The organism is Microcoleus sp. B6-A1 (assembly GCF_036705085.1).
Classification (GTDB): Bacteria; Cyanobacteriota; Cyanobacteriia; order Cyanobacteriales; family Microcoleaceae; genus Microcoleus.
Map to the genome: position 1 here is coordinate 56,883 of NZ_JAUBTU010000030.1, position 20,438 is coordinate 77,320.

The 20,438-nt window shown below is 46.5% G+C and carries 16 protein-coding genes; 5 read left to right on the forward strand and 11 right to left on the reverse strand.

Annotated elements, in window-relative coordinates; genetic code table 11:
- Positions 1–38 precede the first annotated feature (38 nt).
- Entirely contained in the window at positions 39–3,380 is a 3,342-nt protein-coding gene (locus QUB11_RS13555) for a PAS domain S-box protein (protein ID WP_333390849.1), read from the forward strand.
- A 397-nt stretch (positions 3,381–3,777) separates the two neighbouring features.
- On the opposite strand, the gene QUB11_RS13560 is transcribed toward QUB11_RS13555, so the two are convergent.
- Positions 3,778–6,054 (reverse strand): iron uptake porin, encoded by a 2,277-nt coding sequence (locus QUB11_RS13560; RefSeq protein ID WP_333390852.1) that lies wholly within the window; start codon positions 6,052–6,054, stop codon positions 3,778–3,780.
- Positions 6,055–6,225: 171 nt separating this feature from the next.
- Here QUB11_RS13560 and QUB11_RS13565 point away from each other — a divergent pair, with 171 nt between their 5' ends.
- Positions 6,226–6,957 carry a sucrose-phosphate phosphatase gene (locus QUB11_RS13565; RefSeq protein WP_333390855.1) on the forward strand — a complete coding sequence of 244 codons (732 nt, stop codon included), beginning with the start codon at positions 6,226–6,228 and terminating at the stop codon, positions 6,955–6,957.
- 534 nt (positions 6,958–7,491) lie between these two features.
- On the forward strand, positions 7,492–7,845 hold the full coding sequence (locus tag QUB11_RS13570; protein ID WP_333306799.1) for a DUF6464 family protein: 354 nt from the start codon (positions 7,492–7,494) through the stop codon (positions 7,843–7,845).
- A gap of 431 nt (positions 7,846–8,276) precedes the next feature.
- On the opposite strand, the gene QUB11_RS13575 is transcribed toward QUB11_RS13570, so the two are convergent.
- Together QUB11_RS13575 and QUB11_RS13580 are read right to left on the reverse strand one after the other, a co-directional pair.
- Positions 8,277–8,627: a late competence development ComFB family protein gene (locus QUB11_RS13575; protein ID WP_333390858.1), complete on the reverse strand. Its 351-nt coding sequence runs from the start codon at positions 8,625–8,627 to the stop codon at positions 8,277–8,279.
- 74 nt (positions 8,628–8,701) lie between these two features.
- Positions 8,702–9,010, reverse strand: a complete 309-nt coding sequence (locus QUB11_RS13580) for a DUF1830 domain-containing protein (protein ID WP_333152403.1) — start codon at positions 9,008–9,010, stop codon at positions 8,702–8,704.
- Positions 9,011–9,243: 233 nt separating this feature from the next.
- Here QUB11_RS13580 and QUB11_RS13585 point away from each other — a divergent pair, with 233 nt between their 5' ends.
- Positions 9,244–9,399, forward strand: a complete 156-nt coding sequence (locus QUB11_RS13585) for a hypothetical protein (RefSeq protein ID WP_333390860.1) — start codon at positions 9,244–9,246, stop codon at positions 9,397–9,399.
- Positions 9,400–10,078: 679 nt separating this feature from the next.
- On the opposite strand, the gene QUB11_RS13590 is transcribed toward QUB11_RS13585, so the two are convergent.
- The 4 genes from QUB11_RS13590 to QUB11_RS13605 form a co-directional block, all read right to left on the reverse strand.
- Positions 10,079–10,465 (reverse strand): response regulator, encoded by a 387-nt coding sequence (locus QUB11_RS13590; protein ID WP_333152401.1) that lies wholly within the window; start codon positions 10,463–10,465, stop codon positions 10,079–10,081.
- Positions 10,466–10,748: 283 nt separating this feature from the next.
- The gene (locus QUB11_RS13595) at positions 10,749–14,219 is read right to left on the reverse strand and encodes a PAS domain S-box protein (RefSeq protein ID WP_333390863.1); all 3,471 of its coding nucleotides are present in this window, start codon (positions 14,217–14,219) and stop codon (positions 10,749–10,751) included.
- Positions 14,220–14,489: 270 nt separating this feature from the next.
- Positions 14,490–16,412 carry a response regulator gene (locus QUB11_RS13600; RefSeq protein WP_333390866.1) on the reverse strand — a complete coding sequence of 641 codons (1,923 nt, stop codon included), beginning with the start codon at positions 16,410–16,412 and terminating at the stop codon, positions 14,490–14,492.
- Between the two features lie 197 nt (positions 16,413–16,609).
- Positions 16,610–17,896, reverse strand: a complete 1,287-nt coding sequence (locus QUB11_RS13605) for a chemotaxis protein (RefSeq protein WP_333204456.1) — start codon at positions 17,894–17,896, stop codon at positions 16,610–16,612.
- Between the two features lie 245 nt (positions 17,897–18,141).
- Here QUB11_RS13605 and QUB11_RS13610 point away from each other — a divergent pair, with 245 nt between their 5' ends.
- On the forward strand, positions 18,142–18,384 hold the full coding sequence (locus tag QUB11_RS13610) for a hypothetical protein (protein ID WP_333204454.1): 243 nt from the start codon (positions 18,142–18,144) through the stop codon (positions 18,382–18,384).
- A 299-nt stretch (positions 18,385–18,683) separates the two neighbouring features.
- Here the strand turns inward: QUB11_RS13610 and QUB11_RS13615 are convergent, their stop codons facing one another.
- The 4 genes from QUB11_RS13615 to QUB11_RS13630 form a co-directional block, all read right to left on the reverse strand.
- Positions 18,684–19,130 (reverse strand): hypothetical protein, encoded by a 447-nt coding sequence (locus tag QUB11_RS13615; RefSeq protein WP_333204452.1) that lies wholly within the window; start codon positions 19,128–19,130, stop codon positions 18,684–18,686.
- A 12-nt stretch (positions 19,131–19,142) separates the two neighbouring features.
- Positions 19,143–19,727, reverse strand: a complete 585-nt coding sequence (locus QUB11_RS13620) for a recombinase family protein (RefSeq protein ID WP_333204450.1) — start codon at positions 19,725–19,727, stop codon at positions 19,143–19,145.
- Positions 19,728–19,795: 68 nt separating this feature from the next.
- Positions 19,796–20,005, reverse strand: a complete 210-nt coding sequence (locus QUB11_RS13625) for a hypothetical protein (protein WP_333204448.1) — start codon at positions 20,003–20,005, stop codon at positions 19,796–19,798.
- Positions 20,006–20,178: 173 nt separating this feature from the next.
- A partial coding sequence (locus QUB11_RS13630; protein ID WP_333204447.1) for a hypothetical protein occupies positions 20,179–20,438 on the reverse strand: 260 nt, incomplete at its 5' end.

Below are 20,438 nucleotides of genomic sequence, written 5' to 3' on the forward strand. Positions count from 1 at the left end.
CAGTCGGTATCTACAATAAACTCAATTTATAGAAACTCATGCAGAGAGATATAAGCATTCCTTCTGAAACGCTATCGCCGACTCGTACTGGTGGCACACCGAATTTAATAGAAGAAGTCTGGAGGCTGTACGATCGCGCCCTGGCAGCTACCAGCAACGGCATCGCGATCGCGGACGCTACCCAGCCGGATAAGCCTATAGTCTACTGCAACGGGGCTTTCGAGCGGATTACAGGCTACAATCGCAGCGAAATAATCGGGCAGAATTGCCGCTTCCTGCAAGGCCCAGATACCGATAGCGCTGCAGTCGATCAAATCCGCGTGGCCCTGAAAGAACAGCATGACTGCAAAGTAGTTCTGAAAAACTACCGCAAAGACGGCACCGCCTTCTGGAACGAACTCACCATCTCGCCGGTTCGCGACAGCAGCGGACTCGTTACCCACTTCATCGGCGTCCAATCTGATATCACCGATCGTAAACAAGCAGAAGAAGCCCTCAAACAAGCCGAGGCAAAATACCGCAGCATCTTTGAAAACGCCACCGAAGGCATATTTCAAACCGCCCCAGACGGGCGCTACCTCAGCGCCAACCAGGCACTCGCCCGAATGTACGGCTACGATTCCCCGTCAGAACTGATCGCAAAATGTTCGGCAAAAAACCTTTACACCGATCGCACCCGCCGCGCTTCCTTCATGGCAGAAATCAGCAAAAACGGCTCCCTGAAAGAGTTTGAGTCCTGCGTCCGCCGCCAAGACGGCAGCACTACCTGGATCTCGGAAAACGTGCGCGAAGTCCGCGACGAAGATGGCGAGATCCTTTACTACGAAGGAACCGTCGCCGAAATCGCCGCCCGCAAAAAAGCCGAAGCAGCCCTGCGAAATCAAGAATACTGGCTGAAAACCGCGATCGACGCCGTGCCCGACGCGATCAACCTCACAGACAGCGAGGGGCGCTGGCTGATTGCCAACGACTGCGCCCTCCAACTTTTGGGCTGGGAAACCGCAGACTACCAGGGTAAAACTACTGCCGAACTCGCTGCCGCCGCCGATCCGAGAGTCAGAGAAATCCTGCTAACTTGGCAGGAAACCGACGAAACCACCTGGCAAGCAGGCACTCTTACCTCCAGCCGCCAAATTGTCCCCTTGCCCACAGGTGGCAGCAATTTGTTTGAAGTGCGGAAAGTGCCACTGTTCAACCCCGACGGTTCGCGCAAAGGTTTGGCAGTGGCGGGGCGCGACATCACCCAGGAAGTGGCAGCGGATGCAGCTTTGCGAGACAGCGAACAGCGGTTTCGGGCAATTTTTGAACGCGCTGCGATCGGCATGGTAGTCGCTACCCTCGAAGGTGTTGCGATCGCCACTAATCCGGCATTTCAAGCTATGCTGGGGCGATCGGAAGCTCAACTGCGGGGTCTCGACCTCGACGACTGCGCGCACCCGGAAGACGCACAAACGTCGCGCGAGTTGCGCCAACAGTTGGCCGCGGGCTTGCGCGAAGCTTACCAAATTGAGAAGCGCTACCTCCGCCAAGACGGCAGCATCAGGTGGGGACGCCTCAGCGCCTCTGTCATCGACAGCAGTCAGGGAACGCCACAGTTTATTTTGCAAATGGTAGAGGATATTACCGATCGCAAACAAGCCGAGTCAGCTTTGTTTCAAAATGAGGCTAAGTGGCGATCGCTAATTCTCAACAGTTCCGACATCATTACTATTCTCGACGCCAGCGGTCGCATTGTTTACGAAAGCCCTTCTGTAGAAAGAGTTTTAGGCTACGAACCCGATGAAGTCGCCGGTCAAATTGCTCTCGATTTGATCCACCCTGACGACCTGCCCTCGGTGATGTCCGACGGCGAAAAACTGATCGCAAATCCAGGCGATCCGATCGCCCTAGAAGGTCGGTTCCGGCGCGCTGACGGTTCTTGGTGTTTTCTCGAAGGTGTCGGCATCAACTTGCTAGCAGACCCCGCTGTGAAAGGAATTGTGATCAACTCCCGCGACATGACGGCGCGCAGGCAAGCAGAGTACCGCCTCAGCAAAATCAACGAGTGCTTTTTGGGATTCACCACCGACGCGGCTGATAACATCCAGCGGCTGACATCCTTAGCTGGTGAGCTTTTGGGCGGAAGCTGCGCCATCTACAGCCGCGTCGGTGGCGGTCTGCTGCAAGCGATCGCGACTTGGCAAGCGCCGCCGGACTACCCGCTAGTCGAGATCGCCGAGGGCCACATCTGCACCGACGTATGCAGCAAAGGAAGCGATCGGGCTGTTGCCATTCCTGACTTGCAGAGCACGATCTACGCCCAAACCGATCCCGCTGTCATCCGCTACCAACTGCGAAGCTATCTGGGACAAGCAGTGCGGCGGGGCGACAATTACGTGGGTGCGGTGTGCGTTGTCTACACTGAGTCGATCGCGCCCACAGAAGCCGACTGCAAGCTGATCGGAATTATTGCTGGGGCGATCGGAGTTGAGGAAGAACGGGCCGCCGCCGCCTCGCGCGATCGGCAAAAATCCCAAGAACTGCAAACAGCTTTGAGCGACTTGCAGCAAACTCAAATGCAGTTAGTACAAACCGAAAAAATGTCTTCCCTCGGACAGGTGCTAGCAGGAATTGCCCACGAAATTAACAACCCAGTTGGCTTTGTCGCCGGCAACCTCTGCCACGTCCGAGGCTACGTTCTCGACTTGTTAGAAATCGTGCAAGTCTATCAAGAAGAGTATCCAAATCCCCCAGCAAAACTTCAGCAACAAGCCGAAGATATAGACTTAGAATTTCTAGCAGAAGACCTGCCAAAATTGCTCAATTCGATGCAGACCGGATGCGAGCGCATTGTTGAAATTATTCAAACTCTCCGAAATTTCTCGCGGGCGGACGAAGCGAAAATCAAAACTGCCGACATTCACGAAGGTTTAGAAAGTACCTTGTTAATGTTGAACACCAGGCTGAAAGCCAAACCCAACTGGCAGGGCATTAAAGTGATTAAAGAATACGGAGAACTGCCGCAAATAAACTGTCATCCCGGACTGTTAAATCAGGTATTTATGAATGTATTGGCAAATGCGATCGACGCCTTGGAAGAAAGCTGCAGCCAAGCAAAAGACACCGCAAATTCTATCTTGCCTACTATTACTATTCAAACTGAAACGATTGATGACAAGAGCATTTTAATTCGGATCAAAGACAACGGGTTGGGCATTCCCGACGATCAGATTGTGCGTTTGTTTGACCCATTTTTTACCACAAAACCAGTAGGTAAAGGCACAGGTTTGGGTTTATCAATTTCGCACCAAATTGTCGTTGAAAAACACAACGGCAAATTGCAGTGCCTCTCAGAACCCGGTAAAGGTAGTGAATTTATTATCGAAATTCCAATTAAGTAGAAGGAATCAGGAAGGCACTACACGGATGAACACGAATACACGGATTAATTATTGAATGTGTGTAAATTTATGTCATGTCCGTTTGATTCGGACTTGTATGACGTTAAATTGTGTAGGGCCGGGTTCGCCTATATATTTGACAATTATCAACAAATTATATAAACCCGCCCCGCCCATACTTAGGATCGCGAATTAAATAACTTACAATTTTAATTGTTATTGTGGGATGGGCGTCTCGCCCGTCCAAAAAGGACGGGCGGGACGCCCATCCCACTTTCAAGAGTGGAAGTTATTTAATTCTCATTCCTTAGAAACCGGGTTTTTCACCTTGGGTGCGGGCTACAACGCAGTATTTTTGTCGTCAAAAAACCCGATTTCTGGGTTGCCATGCGTCGAATTAAAAACTAAACTGCGTCCGCAAATTGCCCACAAAAATTGTCGGGTTGTTGTCGAAATTATTAGCATTCCAGATCGCATAAAATGCCGGTACGAGCGAAAAATTCTCAGTGACAGGCAAATAATAAGTGGCTTCAATTTCGTACTGGTTGCCACCATTTCCCCCGCCAGAAACCAGAAATCTCCGACCGCCAGTAACGTCAAAAGGTACTAAAAAAGAGGCCGTAAACACAGCTCCTTTTTTCAAGAAATCAGGAAGTGCAAATCCTAACATATAAGATTGAGTTTTGATCGTGCCGTCGGGTCTGTCAGTCTTGGGAAATATATTGGTTTCGGCGTAGCCGTAGCGGCCGAAAAGACCGAAACGGCGGCTGAGCGACCAATCGAAATTAAAGCTATAAGTATTGGCAGTAGCATTGCCCAGACGGCCACCGAAACCGTCATCTGCCAAACCGTTAATCGGCCTGCCATTCGGTGCTCCGATTAGCCCGCCAATTTGCTGGATGTTGGAACGGCTGTACAAAAACCGCAAATTTGCCCGATCGCTCGGACTGAATGTTAGTTCGGCGGTACTCGTATTTGTCCCACCAAACAAGCCTTGAGACGGATTGGAAGCGGAATTAAACACCGGAGTGGGCAAAAATTCCATACTCTCGCCCAAATAGCCTAAACGCAGTTTCAATCGGCGGCTGATATCCCACAAAGCCAAAGCACCTGCGCCGCGTTTGGTAGCAGTTAACAAAGTGCTATTGTTAGAATTAAAACTGCTCGCACCGTCTACGAAAAAGCTAAAGTTATTGTTGTCAAAGTAGCGGTAGAAATTAATTCTCGGCCCGATTACTAATTGCAAGCTGTTGCTAACCGGGAACTGATAATAAAGTTCTCGCAGGATAACTTCATTGGGATTCACCCCAGCAGTCTGGTCGAGAAAAGGAGTGCCAAAGGTATTAAAAAGACCCGGAGAAGTATACTGATTGGCTGGTGAATTTCCGTTACCTACAGCTAGCTGTGTAACCAATTGGTCTTTCCCTGTAAAAGAAGTAGTGAGGGTTAACCAAATTAAGTGGCTGAAAGTAATTTCTGGGTCCTCCACTTTCTGCACAATTGGTCTGTTCGTGACAGGATCGCGTCCGGGTACTCGATCGAGCGGAGCAGCATTTCCATTTGTTGCTTCAACTCTGACTCCCTCGCCCGCAAAAGCTCCACTCAGGTTAAACCAAGCAAATGCGTTTAGTTTAGTCGTAGTTGAAAATTGGTTGGCTTCCAATTCGGCAGTGCGGGCTTCTAAAGCATCTACTCTACCGCGCAATGTAGCTAATTCTGCCGCAAATTCTTCTTGCAATCTTTGCAAAGCCAGTAAATCTTCTCGCTTAACTAAATTACCAGTAGAACCGCCAAGTTGTTTGGTAATTTGGTCTAAGCAAGCGTTTAATCCGGCGGCAAATTCATACCGAGTCATTGCTCGATTGCCTCGGAATGTGCCGTCTGGATATCCCGCAATGCAGCCGTATCTTTCTACTAGGGATTGCAAGGCTTGAAAAGCCCAATCTGTCGGCCGCACGTCGGAGAGTTGGGAAACAGAAGTGACTTGTGCTGCGTCTTCTTGTATGCTGAGGTCATCAGCAGTGCCCGTCTCGCTGCTGATGTCGGCAACTTTGCTGGCTTCAGCAACTTGTTGAGACTGAGGAGAGTTTGCAATTTCTAACTTCTGTGGAGGCAATTCGCTAATTGCCTCCGTTATTTCTGGGGTTGTTGTTGCACGATCGACTTTTGCATCTGTTTCGGGTAAAGCGCGATTCACCCATGCTATATCTGTTTGAGGTAAAGCGCGATCGACTGTTGCTGCATCTGTGTCGGGTAAAGCGCGATCGACTGCTGCATCTGTTTCGGGTAAAGTACGATCGACTGTTGCTGCATCTGTTTGAGGTAAAGCACGATCGACTGTTGCTATATCTTGTTTGGGTAAAGCGCGATCGACTGCTGCATCTGTTGCAGGTAAAGCGCGATTCACCCATGCTGCATCTGTGTCGGCTAAAGCACGATCGACTGCGGAGTTAGTCTCTGCGGTAATCGCCCCTAACTGCGGTATCTCAATCTTACCTGCTGCCAGCGCTGCGTCTGGGGTAGCCCTAGGGACAGCACTCGCTTCTAGCGCAACTTCAGGAGTTGAGGTATCCTGGATTTGAGCTGTTGCGGAGATCGGCCCCAAAGGCACTGCCGCACCAGAAATCAAGAAAGACAGCCAAAAAGCTTTAACGGAGGTTGAATTATTCGCCATACCACTCACACCACTTATTGAAAATTAAATCTGGCCAATGTTAACCGATAAGCTTGCTTATAAATGTGTTTGGTTTAACAAATTCTTATAAATAGTTAAAATAATTTTAGGAAGCGCTCGATTCCCGATCACTAATCACGGATGACTACTGACTACTGACTAATTCCCAAAATGAAGTTTTTATTAGTTACAGATTTAGACAACACGCTAGTCGGAGATGACGAAGCAACTCAAGTTTTAAACCAGCGCTTGCAATCACTGCGATCGCAAATTTGTTTGGTTTACGCTACCGGGCGTTCTCATGCTTCAACTTGCGAATTAATTGCCCAAAAGCAACTGCTAGCACCCGACTATTTGATCGCAGGTGTAGGCAGCGAAATTTACAAAGACAGCATCCTCGATTTAGATTGGGCGGAATATCTTTCTCAAGGCTGGGATAAAATGGCGATCGCCTCTTTAGCTCAGCAGTTTTCCCAGCTTAAACCCCAATCCCCAAAAGAACAAAATCCTTGGAAAATCAGTTATAGTCTGGAACCAGCAGCAGAAAATAGCTCGACAATCAAGGCTTTGCAGCAAAAGTTAACTGAATCGCGACTGCCAGCTCAAATCATTTTTAGCAGCAATAGTAATGTAGATATTTTACCACAAACTAGCAATAAAGGCAATGCCCTTACTTATTTACAAAAGCGCCTACAAATTCCATCTGAGGCAACATTAGTTTGCGGTGATTCTGGCAATGATATCAGTATGTTTGAACAGGATGTCCGGGGAGTAATTGTCGCTAATGCTCTGTCAGAACTCTTAGAATGGCATCAGGAATGCGGCACTGAAAATCATTATTTAGCTGGTTCTGCTTGCGCTTGGGGAATCATGGAAGGAATGGCATATTTTTGGGAATTTTGATTGCCAAAAATTCCCTTTGGTTTGTAGTGAGCAGTGAAGTCCTCAGTACAAACGCACCCGAAGCACCCCAAGTCCTGCAAACCGTTGTTAAAATCTGTTGAGGAATCTCCACCGCGTATCGATCGAACCTGCGAGTTGCGATACCATCAGCGTGTACTGCTTTATCAAACCTAATCGAACTTAACTTTAGTTACCTCAAGCGAGTTGAAGTTTATTTCCTAGCGTGTCGGGTGGAACTCACATCTTGCACCATTCTCAAGAACAGGCTTTCCGGCCTGTTCCACAAAAGATAAATTTTCTTGTGGAACAGGCCGGAAAGCCTGTTCAGAAAAGGCTAATTGAGAATGGTGCAAGATGTGAGGCCCAACGTAGTGGAGGGAGTCGGCTATCCCTCGATCGCCAAAGGTTCTATAGTTAAGTTTAGCGCCTAAACCTAAATTACTCTCTCTATAAAAACTTATCTTTCTAGATGAACAAGATGTAGGTTGAGTTAACTATTTGCCCCTTTAGTTCAGTTCGCCAACGCACCGCCACATGGAACAAAATACTTTACCCGTAGAGGTGATTCTCTCTCACCCCCGCCAATATTTAGGTAGCCTGCGGCTGGATTGGACGCCACAACCGGGGAACTATGTAGATTTAGAGGGACAAACCTACGCTGTTTTGGAACGCCACCACCGCTATCAGCTCAAATCCGGCCGCTACCGACTGCAAAAAATTGCCCTGTACGTGCAGTCTGCCACACCGCCGACGGAAAGAACATTTGTAAGCGGCATTTGGGTTATCGGAGATGCTAGCTGTCGCTTTAATGCTCGATCGGAAATTCTGCGCTGTGCTGTCAATCCCAATGGCCCCTGCAACTGCTGTTGCGACTACGAAAAGTCTTGAACCATCAAGTCAATCGATTTTAGATTTTAGATTTTAGATTTTAGATTTAAGCATTGACTTGCGCGAGATCAATTCGTGGGCGCCTTTATCGGATACAGGTTTTTTATTTCTGGGTCCTGGGAGCATCTCATATTTGTAAAAACACTTATTATGGCTCCTTCCTTCTTCCTCCTTCCTTCTTCCTCCTTCCTTCTTCCTCCTTCCTTCTTCCTTCTTCCTTCTTCTTCTTTCCTCCTGACTCCTGACTCCTGACTCCTGGCTCCAATTTCTAGCGGAGGGCTGCATAAGTGAGATGCTCCCTGGGTCCTGAGTCTGCTTTCGGAATGAATCCGGGGGCTTGTATCCTGGATGCTTTCGGTCAGTAAACAATTCCACCTCGCCCAACCGAGAGGGCCGAGAATCTCGGCGTCTCCCTCATTTGCAACAAACTATCACAACCAACTAGCAACTCTGGAATCGAATTTAACTTCTTCAAGAAGGCGGTAATCTATCTTCTGATAGCTGTGGAGCACTTCGCGAATGCCAGTATGAATCAAATTTTCTATGTGCAGCAATTGCTCTGAAGAACAGCGAACCTGAACTGTTTGGTTTGACACAGATTCGCCGGAGTCGATCGCAGTATATCTATTAGGAACTCGGCCGAGCACATAAGCAATTAAATCCTGTCGCAATCCCGAAGGCGAAAAAGCTTGTTGGTAGGGGTGCTTCGGATAAGACTCCAAGATAATTTCTACTTCCTCTGTTACTACAGCTAAGGTAATATTGACAAGATTTTTCTGCATTTTCCCTGTCCCCAAAGACTCGTTAACTAATATTTTTGTGCCCGTTCTCGATCTGGTCTGATTTCTCATGAATTTTAACCGGCTAATACCACCAATTGTTTTTCGGTCATCACCAGCTCAAACTCGGAACTTACCTCTTCTATAACCCGCAGCACGTAGCAGGGAATCTTGTCCGATAAAATAGCACTTGCCACCGTACCCGTGTGAATTTCTAAGACTGCTTCTGCAGCAGCTTCAAACATCAGTCGCTGTCCCGGAAACATCACTCTTTCAAAGTACCAATTAGGAATGTTCCCAATCCGAACCACCTGAACTAGGTTGGTAACATTTGCGTAATAGCACAGAATCTGGTTGTTACCTTTATAAGATAGCTGATCAGACATTTAAAAAATCTCCACACTCTTAGAAAAACTTACTGAGACTTGGCTTTGCCTGTTAGTGGCAATTACGAGTTTGGCTCTTGATCAAACGACCGACTTATTTTTTTGGTGTTACTCGAGACCGCGAATCACATCCTCAGTTATTAATTTTTTTAGCATTGAGTTATCCTGCCAAAACTTAGATGTCTGTCACAGAAACCCCGTTTTTCCCGGTTTAAAAACCCGGTTTGTTTGGTATGCAAGGCCTAGATCCTGACTTATTTAGGTTGGTTGTGCTGTGGCACCCGTTAATAGAAAGTACCGTCACTTTCCCGAACTCTCCTGACAACAGATTCACTCTTTGGCAGCGGAATGGTGCTGAGAGTGCGATCGACCTTGAGATCCAGAGCTAGAAGTAAACTTTATCTAAAAAATATGAGGAAATTATGAAGACCATCATTTTTTTTGATAAATATACTTTTGCCGAAGCAGGGATTACAACAGTTAGGCAAAAACCGGGTTTTTTAGCCAAAAACTTCGCTGCATCTGTACTCCTGGGTTAAAAAACCCGGTTTCTGACGGAACTCTGCGTAAATCTTGGATTAGCAGGCTGAAACCTGGTTTTTAAGCAAAAAACTTCGCTGCATCTGTGATCCCTGGTTAAAAAAAACCGTTCTTGAGGCAAATCTGTGTAACTTCTGGAGGAGTTATTCGGGCTGTAAATATGGTAATAGCCGATCGGCTTTGCAGGTAACAAAAAACCCCGACTCCCTGAGATCATCTCTAGAACTTCTAGGGAATCAGAGTTTAAATTAACCAATCACCGATCGATCTCAAAGCTAAATCAAAAAAATGAGGAAATTCTGAAAATAGCAGGAAAAACTAGAACTTTCCTGGACGCATAAACCCGGTTTAGTAACATAAGTGCGTGATTTTCGCAATTATCAAGGGAATGAGAAAGCGGATTTTCGATCGTCATCCGGCTTTAATGCCCCCTTGATTCTGCCGTCGGGCTGGGCCGACTTTGTTTGTCTAGTAGCGGTTTCAACTGCCGAGTTTGATCTGCTATCTGCGATCGCATTTTACCCGAGTTTACAGCAACGGTTCCCAACCCAGAATCTCCGCCACTTGCTGTGCCAAACTCAAAGGATCGAAAGGCTTGGCAATCACCCCCGCTACCCCCAAATCAGCAAATTCGCTCAAATCCATCGCCTGCACCTTAGCCGTCAGGAAAATCACCGGAATCCCCCGAGTCGCCGCATTGTTTTGTAGCAAACCAAACAGAGTAAGTCCGTCCATATCCGGCATCATCACATCTAGCAGAATAGCGTCAGGAAGTTGAGTTTCAGCTAACAGTAATCCTTGGCTGCCGTCGGGCGCGCTTAGTACAAACCAGCCGCCTAAATGTTCCAGACAAGCCTGAATCACGCTGCAGAGGTTTTTTTCATCATCGATGACCAGAATACGCTTTGCTGACATAATTAAAACTCAAATTTTAAATTAATCATGGTAAACCGAAAAAAAACTTACGCACGCTGCCTCATCAACCGGGTTTCTTCACAGATATAGCAAAAGGAAGAAGCAATAAAATTAAGAGTTTCAGCACTTAAAAACGTCCTAATCATCGGGCGCGTTTGCTATATTTTGCCGCTCACCTACTTAAACCCTGAACAGAAAAATCGACCTATCAGCCTCCCAAAATCATCCTACCCGCGTGGGTTGCCAGCAAGTTGAGCTGTCGCGAGATATTATCAAAGCAATCTCAAAACTCCAAACTTTTTCCCCCCTCGCCTTCCAACGGTGCAGGCACTGTGAAATAGAAACTGCAGCCTTGTGAGACAACACTTTCGACCCAAATTCTGCCCCCGTGCTGCTGTACGATGCTGCGACAGATAGCCAAACCCAAACCCGTACCTCCTTTTTGGCGGGAGTCAGAAGCATCGACCTGTTGAAACCGTCCAAAGATAGTTTCTAGTTTATCTGCAGGAATCCCCCGCCCTCGATCTTTGACTTCAAATAAAACCCGTGAAGCGTAGCTATCCTGTAGGGAATCGCCCAAATCTTCAACCCTGAGAGTTACTGTACTCCCTGGAGCGGAGAATTTAATTGCATTGCTCAACAAATTTACCAGCAGTTGAACGATTCTGTCGGGGTCAGCCCAAATTTTTGCTGTTTCGGGCAAAATCGACAAATCAATGTTATTTTCAGCAGCCAAAGAAAGTACAGCTTCTGCAGACTTCCGCATCAAAACCTGGGCATCGCACCACTGCTTGACGAGGATAACTTGGCTCGAATCGAGCCGCTCTAAGTCGAGAATATCGTTTACCAAACGCACTAACCGTTCGGTATCGCTCGAAGCGATTTCTAACATCTGTTTGGCAGTTTCCGGTTTATTTTTCAGTACCCCAGCCGCCAGCAAACCTAAAGAACCGCGAATCGAGGCCAGCGGCGTTCGCAGTTCGTGGCTGACAATCGAAATAAACTCATTTTTCATTTTTTCAATTGCCCGACTTTCTGTGATATCTGTGACTGTGCCGACGTGACCAATCAGTTGAGCTCTGTCCGAAAAAATCGGAGCTGTTTTAAGCCGACAAAACCGGATGGTTCCGTCTCGCTGGATGTGGCGGAATTCGCAGGAAAATTCCCCATCTAGCGATTGCGATTGGGACCACTTAGACAGAATTAGTTTGAGGTCTTTGCGGTGAACAAACCGCATCCAGCCGTTTCCTAAAGCTGCTGCTGGTGTGAAGTTGCCAATTGCTTGACAGCGAGGATTTGTATAAGTACATTTCCCTTCAGTATCGATTTTGAAAATGCCCACGGGGGAACTCTCGCTCAGTGATCGAAATAAAGCTTCGCTTTCCCGGAGTTCTGCTTGAGAACTTTCTAGTTCTCTGGTTCGCTGCAAAACTCGTATTTCTAACCGTTCGTTGAGCTGTTGGAGGGCGGCTTCAGCAAGTTTGCGATCGCTAATATCCCGGTGCACTGCTACCCAGTGGGTAAACTCACCATTTTTGTCCGCTATGGGTACAATGCTCATTTCTACCCAAAATTCCGTCCCGTCTTTGCGGTAATTGATCGAGTCAACCCGCACCGGCTGCCAGGTTTTCAAAGCTGTCCGAACTCGATGGAGACTGGCGCGGTCTGTTTTTTCTCCTTGCAAGATGCGCGGCGTTTTGCCCACAACTTCTTCTAGCGTATAGCCGGTCATCCGCGTGAAAGCTGGGTTGACATAAAGAATTCGCGGGCCCGGTTCCTCAATCGGTTCAGCTTCGGTAATTAACACGGCGTCGTTAGTGGTGGTGACTGCTGATTCCAACAGGCGCAACTGTAATTCTCTAGCTTTGCGATCGGTAATTTCTGTAACAGTCCCCACCATCCGCACTGCATCGCCGGCTTCGTTGTAAAAAAACTTACCCTTCCCCTCCATCCAGTGAATGCTGCTGTCGGGCCAAACCACGCGGTATTCGTTACAGACATCTCCTCGCTGGGCGATCGCCTGATTCATAGCATTCTGAATACTGTTTAAATCTTCTGGGTGAATGCAAGCTGCAAAACTTTGATAAGTTCCGCCAAAAGTTCCCGGTGCCAACCCATACAACTCTTCGTGTTCCCTCGACCAAACAATGCGATTTTTCTGCAAGTCCCAGTCCCAAAATCCGATTTTGGTAGCCGACAAAGCTAAGCTAAGCTGCTGATTTTTTTTCCGCAACTCCATGCTAGTAATCGCCACTCGAAGTTCTCGGGCTATTTCGATTTCGCACGGCTGCCAAGGCAAAGATTTGGACCTCACAGTTTCTTGCCACAACTCAAAGGAAATGCGAGGTGAGATCAATCGGCTGCCATCCGGTTGAAGTTCAATCTGCCCCTCTGGTGGACCTGCCCAGTTGACAGTTTGAATTGCTTCGGGACGGAACCACAAAATGTAATAATTTTGCATCTCGGACATGGCAAGCACCAGCAAACCGCTAGCAACTTCTTGAAACTTCTCGGCGGGCGGATACAGTTTTGAGAGAGAATTTGTATGAAAAATATCATTATTTATTTGAGTTTTTATCCAAGTAATTAAGTTTTCGATGTCTACCAATTCCGGGGTTTGGCCGATGGTTGTTAAATTTTCCTTGGTACACACCACTCCACCGGTAGCGCCCACTAAGGTTAGCAATTCATCTCGGTATGTTAGTAAACTTTCTACAAAGCCGTTTTTTTCCGAAATTTCCCTGATAAATTTTTGGCAAAGCGCTTTTAAATAAATTGCATATTCCCGGTCTTCGCTATCTTGTTTGTAGCTGAGTTCTAGATTCACAAACTTGGCTAGCAGTTCGCCAGCCTTTCTTGTTTCGTAGCTGACATACTTTCGTGTTGGGTGGTGACAGGCGATCAATCCCCAGAGTTTTTGATCTTTGATTAATGTCAAGGTCATGCTAGCGGCAACGTTCATATTTTTGAGATATTGAACGTGGCAAGGCGAAACTGTTCTCAACAAAGAACAGGCCATATCCAGGGGGCGACCAGTCAGCGGATTGCAGTGAGGAATTAGTTCTACAGGCTGACAGTTAATATCGGGAATAAACCGAATTAAATTCATGCTGAACAGGTTTCTAGCCAGGGGGGGGATATCGGTAGCCGGATAGTGCAGTCCCAATAAAGGAGCCAAACTTTCTACTTTGTCTTCGGCGACAACTTCCCCCGCCCCGGTGGCATCAAATTGATAGACGATCGCCCGATCGAAACCGATCATCCTCCGCACTTCTGCAACTGCTGTCTGACACAGCACTTGCAGGTTTGGTGTTTTGTGGATTTTGTCGATCGGCTCTTGGACTAAATTATAACAATTGAAACAATCGCTCGTTTTTGGGGAAACAACCGACTCTAGTTCAACAATTAATGCGGAATGTGATTGATGTAGCGTCCCCTCAAAAAAAGACTGGCGGTCTTGACTTTTGAATGATAATCTGATACCGTTACGTTGTTGGTCTTTTTCAAATAAAGCTTTTTCAATAGCCTCAATTTCCTCAGTCTCGACAAATTCCTCTAAAAATTTATCCAAAAGTTGTTCGGGGTAAAGTCCCATCGCCTCAAAAGTATTGTTGCTAACTTGCAAAATTTTCAACGCCGGAGATTCCAGCACCAAAAGGATGCCGTGAGGTTGAATCGAACCCGGGGCGTAAATTAGTTCGCAGTCGCTGTTATTGAGAGTGCCTGTGTCTGAGGGCAATAGCATTGCTTTCATCTGATTAATACTTCTCTAAATTAGCCTGTGTTCTTGATCAGCGGGCAAGCATCAATCAACAGCACCGCGTCGGAATCACACAATCTAACAATCCCACGTCTTGGCTAAGGCTTCCTGATTTGTTTCGGACACGCACTGCATATTTGCTCCTAGTTATCCCATTTTAAAAAAAGAATACAACTGTAGGTACGTGATCGAAACCCATATCTTATCAGTCATTCCCAGTTCTTCAATTCTTTAATTCTTTAATTTTTTAAATCTAAAATGGGATTAGCGCTGTGCCTGAGCCAGTCTGTTTCTGAGTTGAGTCCGCTCCAAACGATTCAGGAGGCGAGCAATTAATTCCGGTTTCACGATCGGCTTGTTCACGTAGTCGTCAGCACCTGCGACAAACATTTGGCGCACTATTTCCGATTCGGAATGAGCTGTCAAAAATAGCACGGGGAGCTTGCTCCAGCGCAAATCGTTGCGAACTGCCAAACACAGCTCGATACCGCTGTAACCGGGCATCTCCACATCTAAAATTAGCAAATCCGGACAAGTCGTTTCGAGTACCTCCCAGAACTTTTCGGGATCGTCCAATGTTGTTACTTGAAATCCCCAAGGTTGTAGAATCACTTGCAGTACAGCCAATAGATGCACGTCATCGTCTACCACCATAACTTTAGCTTCAGCAGGGCCAGTCTGGTCGATTAATTGGGCGACTGCTTTGAGTATATCTGCTGGGGGTATAGATTTGTGTAAAAAGCCCGAAGCTCCCAAACGAGCAACTTCTATTCGATCGCTCAATTGATTGTACTCGCTAAAAACCATCACCGGAATTTCGGGCTTTTCACGGAGGAGTTCGGCTAAGAGAGAAAGTCCGTTTTCCTGAGATCTGGAAAATGTCAAATCCAGCAAAATCGCGTCGGGAGGCTGTTGAGAAATCGCATTTCTTGCCGCTTGCGGAGAGTTGGCGACTTCTATCTGGAAGCCGGAACCGGATGCTACTGTTTTCAGTCGATCGCTCCCAAAAGTATCATCATCAACAATCAGCATTCGGCGCTTTTGGGAAACCGCAGGAACCAAATCGCCTTCTGGTTCGGGCGACGGGCGATCGAATATCTGTTTTAGCTTATGCAGAAATCCCTCAATCTGCTGAGCCGTCCCCGGTTTCAAGATGTTTTCAGCCTTCAACAAATGTTCGATCTGGCGCGCCACTTCCGAACCATTCGGCAGCCCTAATGTTCCCAAAGAACCGACTAATTTGTGAGCTTGAGTCTGGGCTTCCTCGCGCAGTTCGCCCTCCAAGCTTCCGTTTTTCAGTTGAGCGATCGCGCGATCGAATATCGCCACCTTTTCTATAAAATTAGCTTTTAAATTTTCCCGCATTTGGGCAATCGCATTCAAGACTTTGAGACGGCGCTCGTCTTTGTTTAATTCCTGGATCGACCCGCTGGATTCAGTAGATAAAGTCTCTTGAGTTTTAGCAGTTTCTGCCGTTGCCTGCCCAACTTGTTGGCTCTCTATCTCCTCCGGCAGACTTTTGAGGCGATAGCCCAATCCGTACACAGTTTCCACTAAATCTACGGTCATCCCGGCTGCTTTCAGCTTCTGCCGCAGCCCCTTGATGTGAGCGGTAACGGCTTCTTCTTGAGGAAATTCGCCGGCCGACCAAATGCGATCGAGGATGGCGCTGCGACTGAAAATGCGCCGGGGATTTCTCAGGAAAAGTTCTAGCAAATTGTACTCTTTGGGAGTCAAGTGCAGCACTTTTTCGGCATAAGTTACTTCCGTAGTGTCCGGGTTGACTTGCAGTTTTTCCCAGGTCAAATTTGTACTCGACAAAGTTGTCTTACCCCGGCGCAGCAAAGCCCGAATTCGAGCGATTAATTCTTCGAGATTAAAGGGTTTGACCACATAATCGTCTGCACCCGCCTCTAAACCTTGGACTCGATCGTTGCTGCTATCTAGCGCTGTCAGCAGTAAAATCGGCATTTGGCAGCCGGACGATCGCAATTTCCGACACAAACTAATGCCGTCGAGTTTAGGAATCAGCACATCCAAAACAATCAGGTCGTAATCGTATGCCTGCACCAAATGCAACGCTGTTTCACCGTCGGCAGCCGCATTCACATTGTAATTGTGAGAGTTCAGCGCTTGAGTCAGCAAACTGACTGTAACTGTGTCATCTTCTACCAGGAGAATTTTCATAAGCGTAACCTGTTATTTAAGCTCTATTTGTGACTTGTTATCGAATTATTGGGATGGTTAAATAGGCTTAATCCTAGTTAATTTTAATTTTTCCCACCCTAAGTCTAACAAATAGTATTCGGGAAATAGTGAAAGGGTAAATTATTATTTGTTTTTTTTAACCTCTCCCTATGTTTTACCGGATTATTCCTGGAATCTTAGGGCTTTTTGGACTTCAGCGCCTGCTGAATTTTTTGAATCAGATATTGCGATGAATCTTGATGCTTAACCAAGTCTTCCAACTCGGAAACCGCGACTTCAGCCTGTTCTATCTCTTTAACTAAAGAATCAGCGGTAACACTGTTTATAACTCCCAAAGGTTCTTTGATAACGGTCTGTGAAGTGAAATCTTTTTCCGCTATTAATTCCTCCAACTCTAACAGGGCCATTTCTGCGCGATCGATCTTGATAGTCACGGATTTAGCCACATTAGCACCCGCTCTTGCTGCCTCCGTGAGTTCGTGAACTCGAAGTTTAAACCGGCTGGCAATTTGCTCCATTTGAGTCCCCAATTCAAAAGTTTTACTTGCCAGTCTGCCAATTTCTAGACTCACTTTGCTCAGACCGCTGGGCTGACTTCCCATTTGATTGGTAACTACAGCCACCTGTACTGCTAAATGCCTGACTTGTTCGATCGCCTCCCGGATGGTTCGGGAAGTGCGGTTAACCGTTTCTAAATCATTAGCTATTGCTTTGCCCACGCCCAAAATTTTATCTGTATTGTTGCAAATAGAATTAGCACCTTGAAAAGTAGCTTGAAATGCTTGGCGACCTTCGGAAGAAATCAGTTTCGCAATCCTCACAAATCGCTGATTCATTTGAGCAATTTCTTCAGCTTGTTTAACCAGTGCCATTTGCTGGGAACTGGGATTAATCTGCAACTTTTCTGTTTGACGTTGTTGGATTTTTAAAAGCTCCTTACATTCGTGAACATTAGCCTGTTCTTGTTGAAGTAGTGCCAAATACTTGTGTCTTTCTATTCGATATTTTTGGATAACTTTGTTAGCTTGCGCTAACAGCTTCGACTGGGCAATCACCAGAGTATGAACGTCCAAAAGGCGGTGGTTTTGGTTTTCCATTACCACAATAATGGGTTCATAAATCAAGTCTTTGTGCCTGTTGAAAGAGGCTTGGACAGCATCGTCAACTTTCCAGTTTTCCGAAAGCAGCAAAGGCGGAATTCTAATAAAATCTAACAAGGCTCGAATCGGGTGTGATCCGTAAAGCTCTACGCGATCGGGAAAACTCATTTGCTCTCGAAATTTGACGCGAGAAATCATGCCCAATACCTGTGATTCATGAGTAATAATGACTCCCGGCAGGTCTGGTTCTTGCTCAAATCTTTCAGCCACTACCTGTCCTAGAGTTGCAGCGCTCACTTGGAAGTCGTGACACGGCAGATGTCCGATCGTGAAATCGGGGGTGAGTTGAGTTGGATTGCTCATTTACCCGGATAGTGTTAAGTACAAGTTAACAAATTATATATTAATATTATACTGGAATAAGATTGTTGAAAGTAGTCAACGACCCAGCACGGAAGTGAGTGGGCTTGGGGCCTAAAACTTCATTTTCAGTTGACCAGCCTGAGACCTTTGATGTCTAGGTTTTTTGAGTAATGACACCAAGCGGATGCGTAGCTAGTCCCCTGTTCTGTCGTTAAGGGTTAAACATTTTTATTTGGGTTAAGGACGTGCCATTAGGCGAATCAGCTCAGAAAACAAAGGCGCGTGCTAACTTCACCCCAGCAATGGGAGTGGAATTGCTTAGTTTCCATCAACAACCCGGTTCACAAACACAACCAGAGGCGATCGATTATACAGCCGTATCCCTTCCCCCCGTTTCATCCTACCGCTTTCGCGCTCGTAAAGCGCTGGAGCGGGAGTCACTCGCCCAGAAGAAAGATGACAACTATAGGGAGAAATTAGCTCTCTGACCCCGAGGTCTTCTATTACCTACTTTCTGACAACAGGGACATTCATATTTTGTTCTTTAAAACAACCGGGAAAATATCTAGATTGAATCCCCAACGATAAATGATATTATTTTGGTGGCTAGCAACAAGCGCTGCACACAGCACGCGGGATGCTAGCCTCCCCCATCCCTACCAGGGATTGAAACCGTAAAAACTGCATAATTCTACTTTGAGACTACCCCACATAAAACCCTATTAGGGATTAAAACTATATGTAGTGTGGCAAGGAAGCTGCATCAACACCACATATAGCGCTTGTTTCAATACTTTACAGTCAGCGACAAAGATTTTACGCCCAATTCTGCGATCGATGCCATTCGATCGCAAAAACGCCGCCAGCCTTCCCAGTTTCGCAAAACTACACACCCCGCGCTACCGGGATAATTGGCATCAAAGTGCAGCCCTAGTTCAGCACGGATGCCATTGCCATGCTCAGACACTACCGGGTCGGGCGTGATATGGAAAAAATCGCCCTCTACACCGCGAGTTTCGAGATAATACGGCTCGCTGGGTATTTCATACTCGCCCGCAGGAATAGGCCCTTTCCCCCTTACCCATTGATCACCGGGTCGCTGATAATCCGCGCAGCCAGAAGTAGCTACATAGTCGATCGCCCGACCGTCTGGGTAAACTAGCTGCAAATTTCCATAAATTAGCTCTGAAGATTGAGCTAAACCCATTGTAAAAATTAACTGATGTTGTGTCATTTGATTAATTTCTTAATTAGAATTTTGGCGACAAAGTGTCGCTACTTTAGTGCGACTAACTCCAGAAAGTGTTGCAATCTGTGAATAGCTTTTGCCTTGTGTCCGCAATTGATGCACAAGGACGATCGCACTTTCGGATAATCGCGGTCGTCCAAATTTTCGGCCTTTAGCCTTTGCAGATGCAATGCCCGACTTTACCCGCTCCCGAATCAAGTCGCGTTCAAACTCAGCAATTGCCGAAAGTATAGCCGCCATCAACTTACCCTGGGGTGTGTTGAGGTCTAAGCTAATCCCCGATAAAGTGACTAAGCTAATCCCCCAGGCGTTCAAATCTTGCAGCGTGCCGAGCAAATCCATCGTACTCCGACTCCATCGGCTAGCTTCGGTTACGAGCACCGCCGACATTTTCCGAGCTTGTGCCGCCGCCATGATTTTTTTTCGCTCCGGGCGATCGGCTTTTGCGCCGCTGGCAGTCTCGCGAACTACTTCGGTAATTTCATAGCCAGCGCGATAAGCAAACTCTCTTAAATCCCGTTCTTGCCGATCGCAATTCTGATCGTCTGTCGATACCCGGCAGTAAGCAATCGCTCGTATCAAATAAACCTCCAAATTAAAATAACTAAAACCCTGATAAAGTCGAGGTTAAATTTAAAAAATTTGCCGTATCAATTAAGAGTTGCTTTCTGATACGCTTGCAGTTCGCTTTCCTCACACAACCGTTTTATAATTTTGTCTAGTAACTGCCCCATTGTTACGTTTTGTCGTATTGCTTCAATCCTTAGATAATTTTTAGTAAATTCGTTAACCTCGGTTTGCAACCTGACGTTGCCAGTAATAACATCACCGCCGATACTAACTTCAGTATTCTGAGTCATGAACTTTCTAATAAGCTTGCTACTTTTATTCTAGTCTACTCTTTTAGACAGAATAGTGACAAGCATTTTTAACCTAAAGTTACTTTTCCACTGTAGCTCCGACTGTAGTTCCGTAAGTAAAATGCCAAATAAACACCATAAAAATTAGTGTTTCCTTCATTAAAACAAGCAATTTATTTGTAAACTATTACATTTCGCGTAACTAATGGAATAGGCTTTTTCAAGAGTGGCAATTGCAAAACGGCAGAGTAAAAGTAACAATCAATTACAGGACGCTCAGAATCTAATTTAACTTTCTTGCCTAATACTGTAGTAGTATCGGCTTTTTTTGTAAATTGACTTTTATTTGTTTTGCTACTTAAATTAAATCCGTCTAAATCGGGTGTGGCGTCAAAAATTTGAAGCATAGAAGTAAATAGCTTGACTCCTTCTG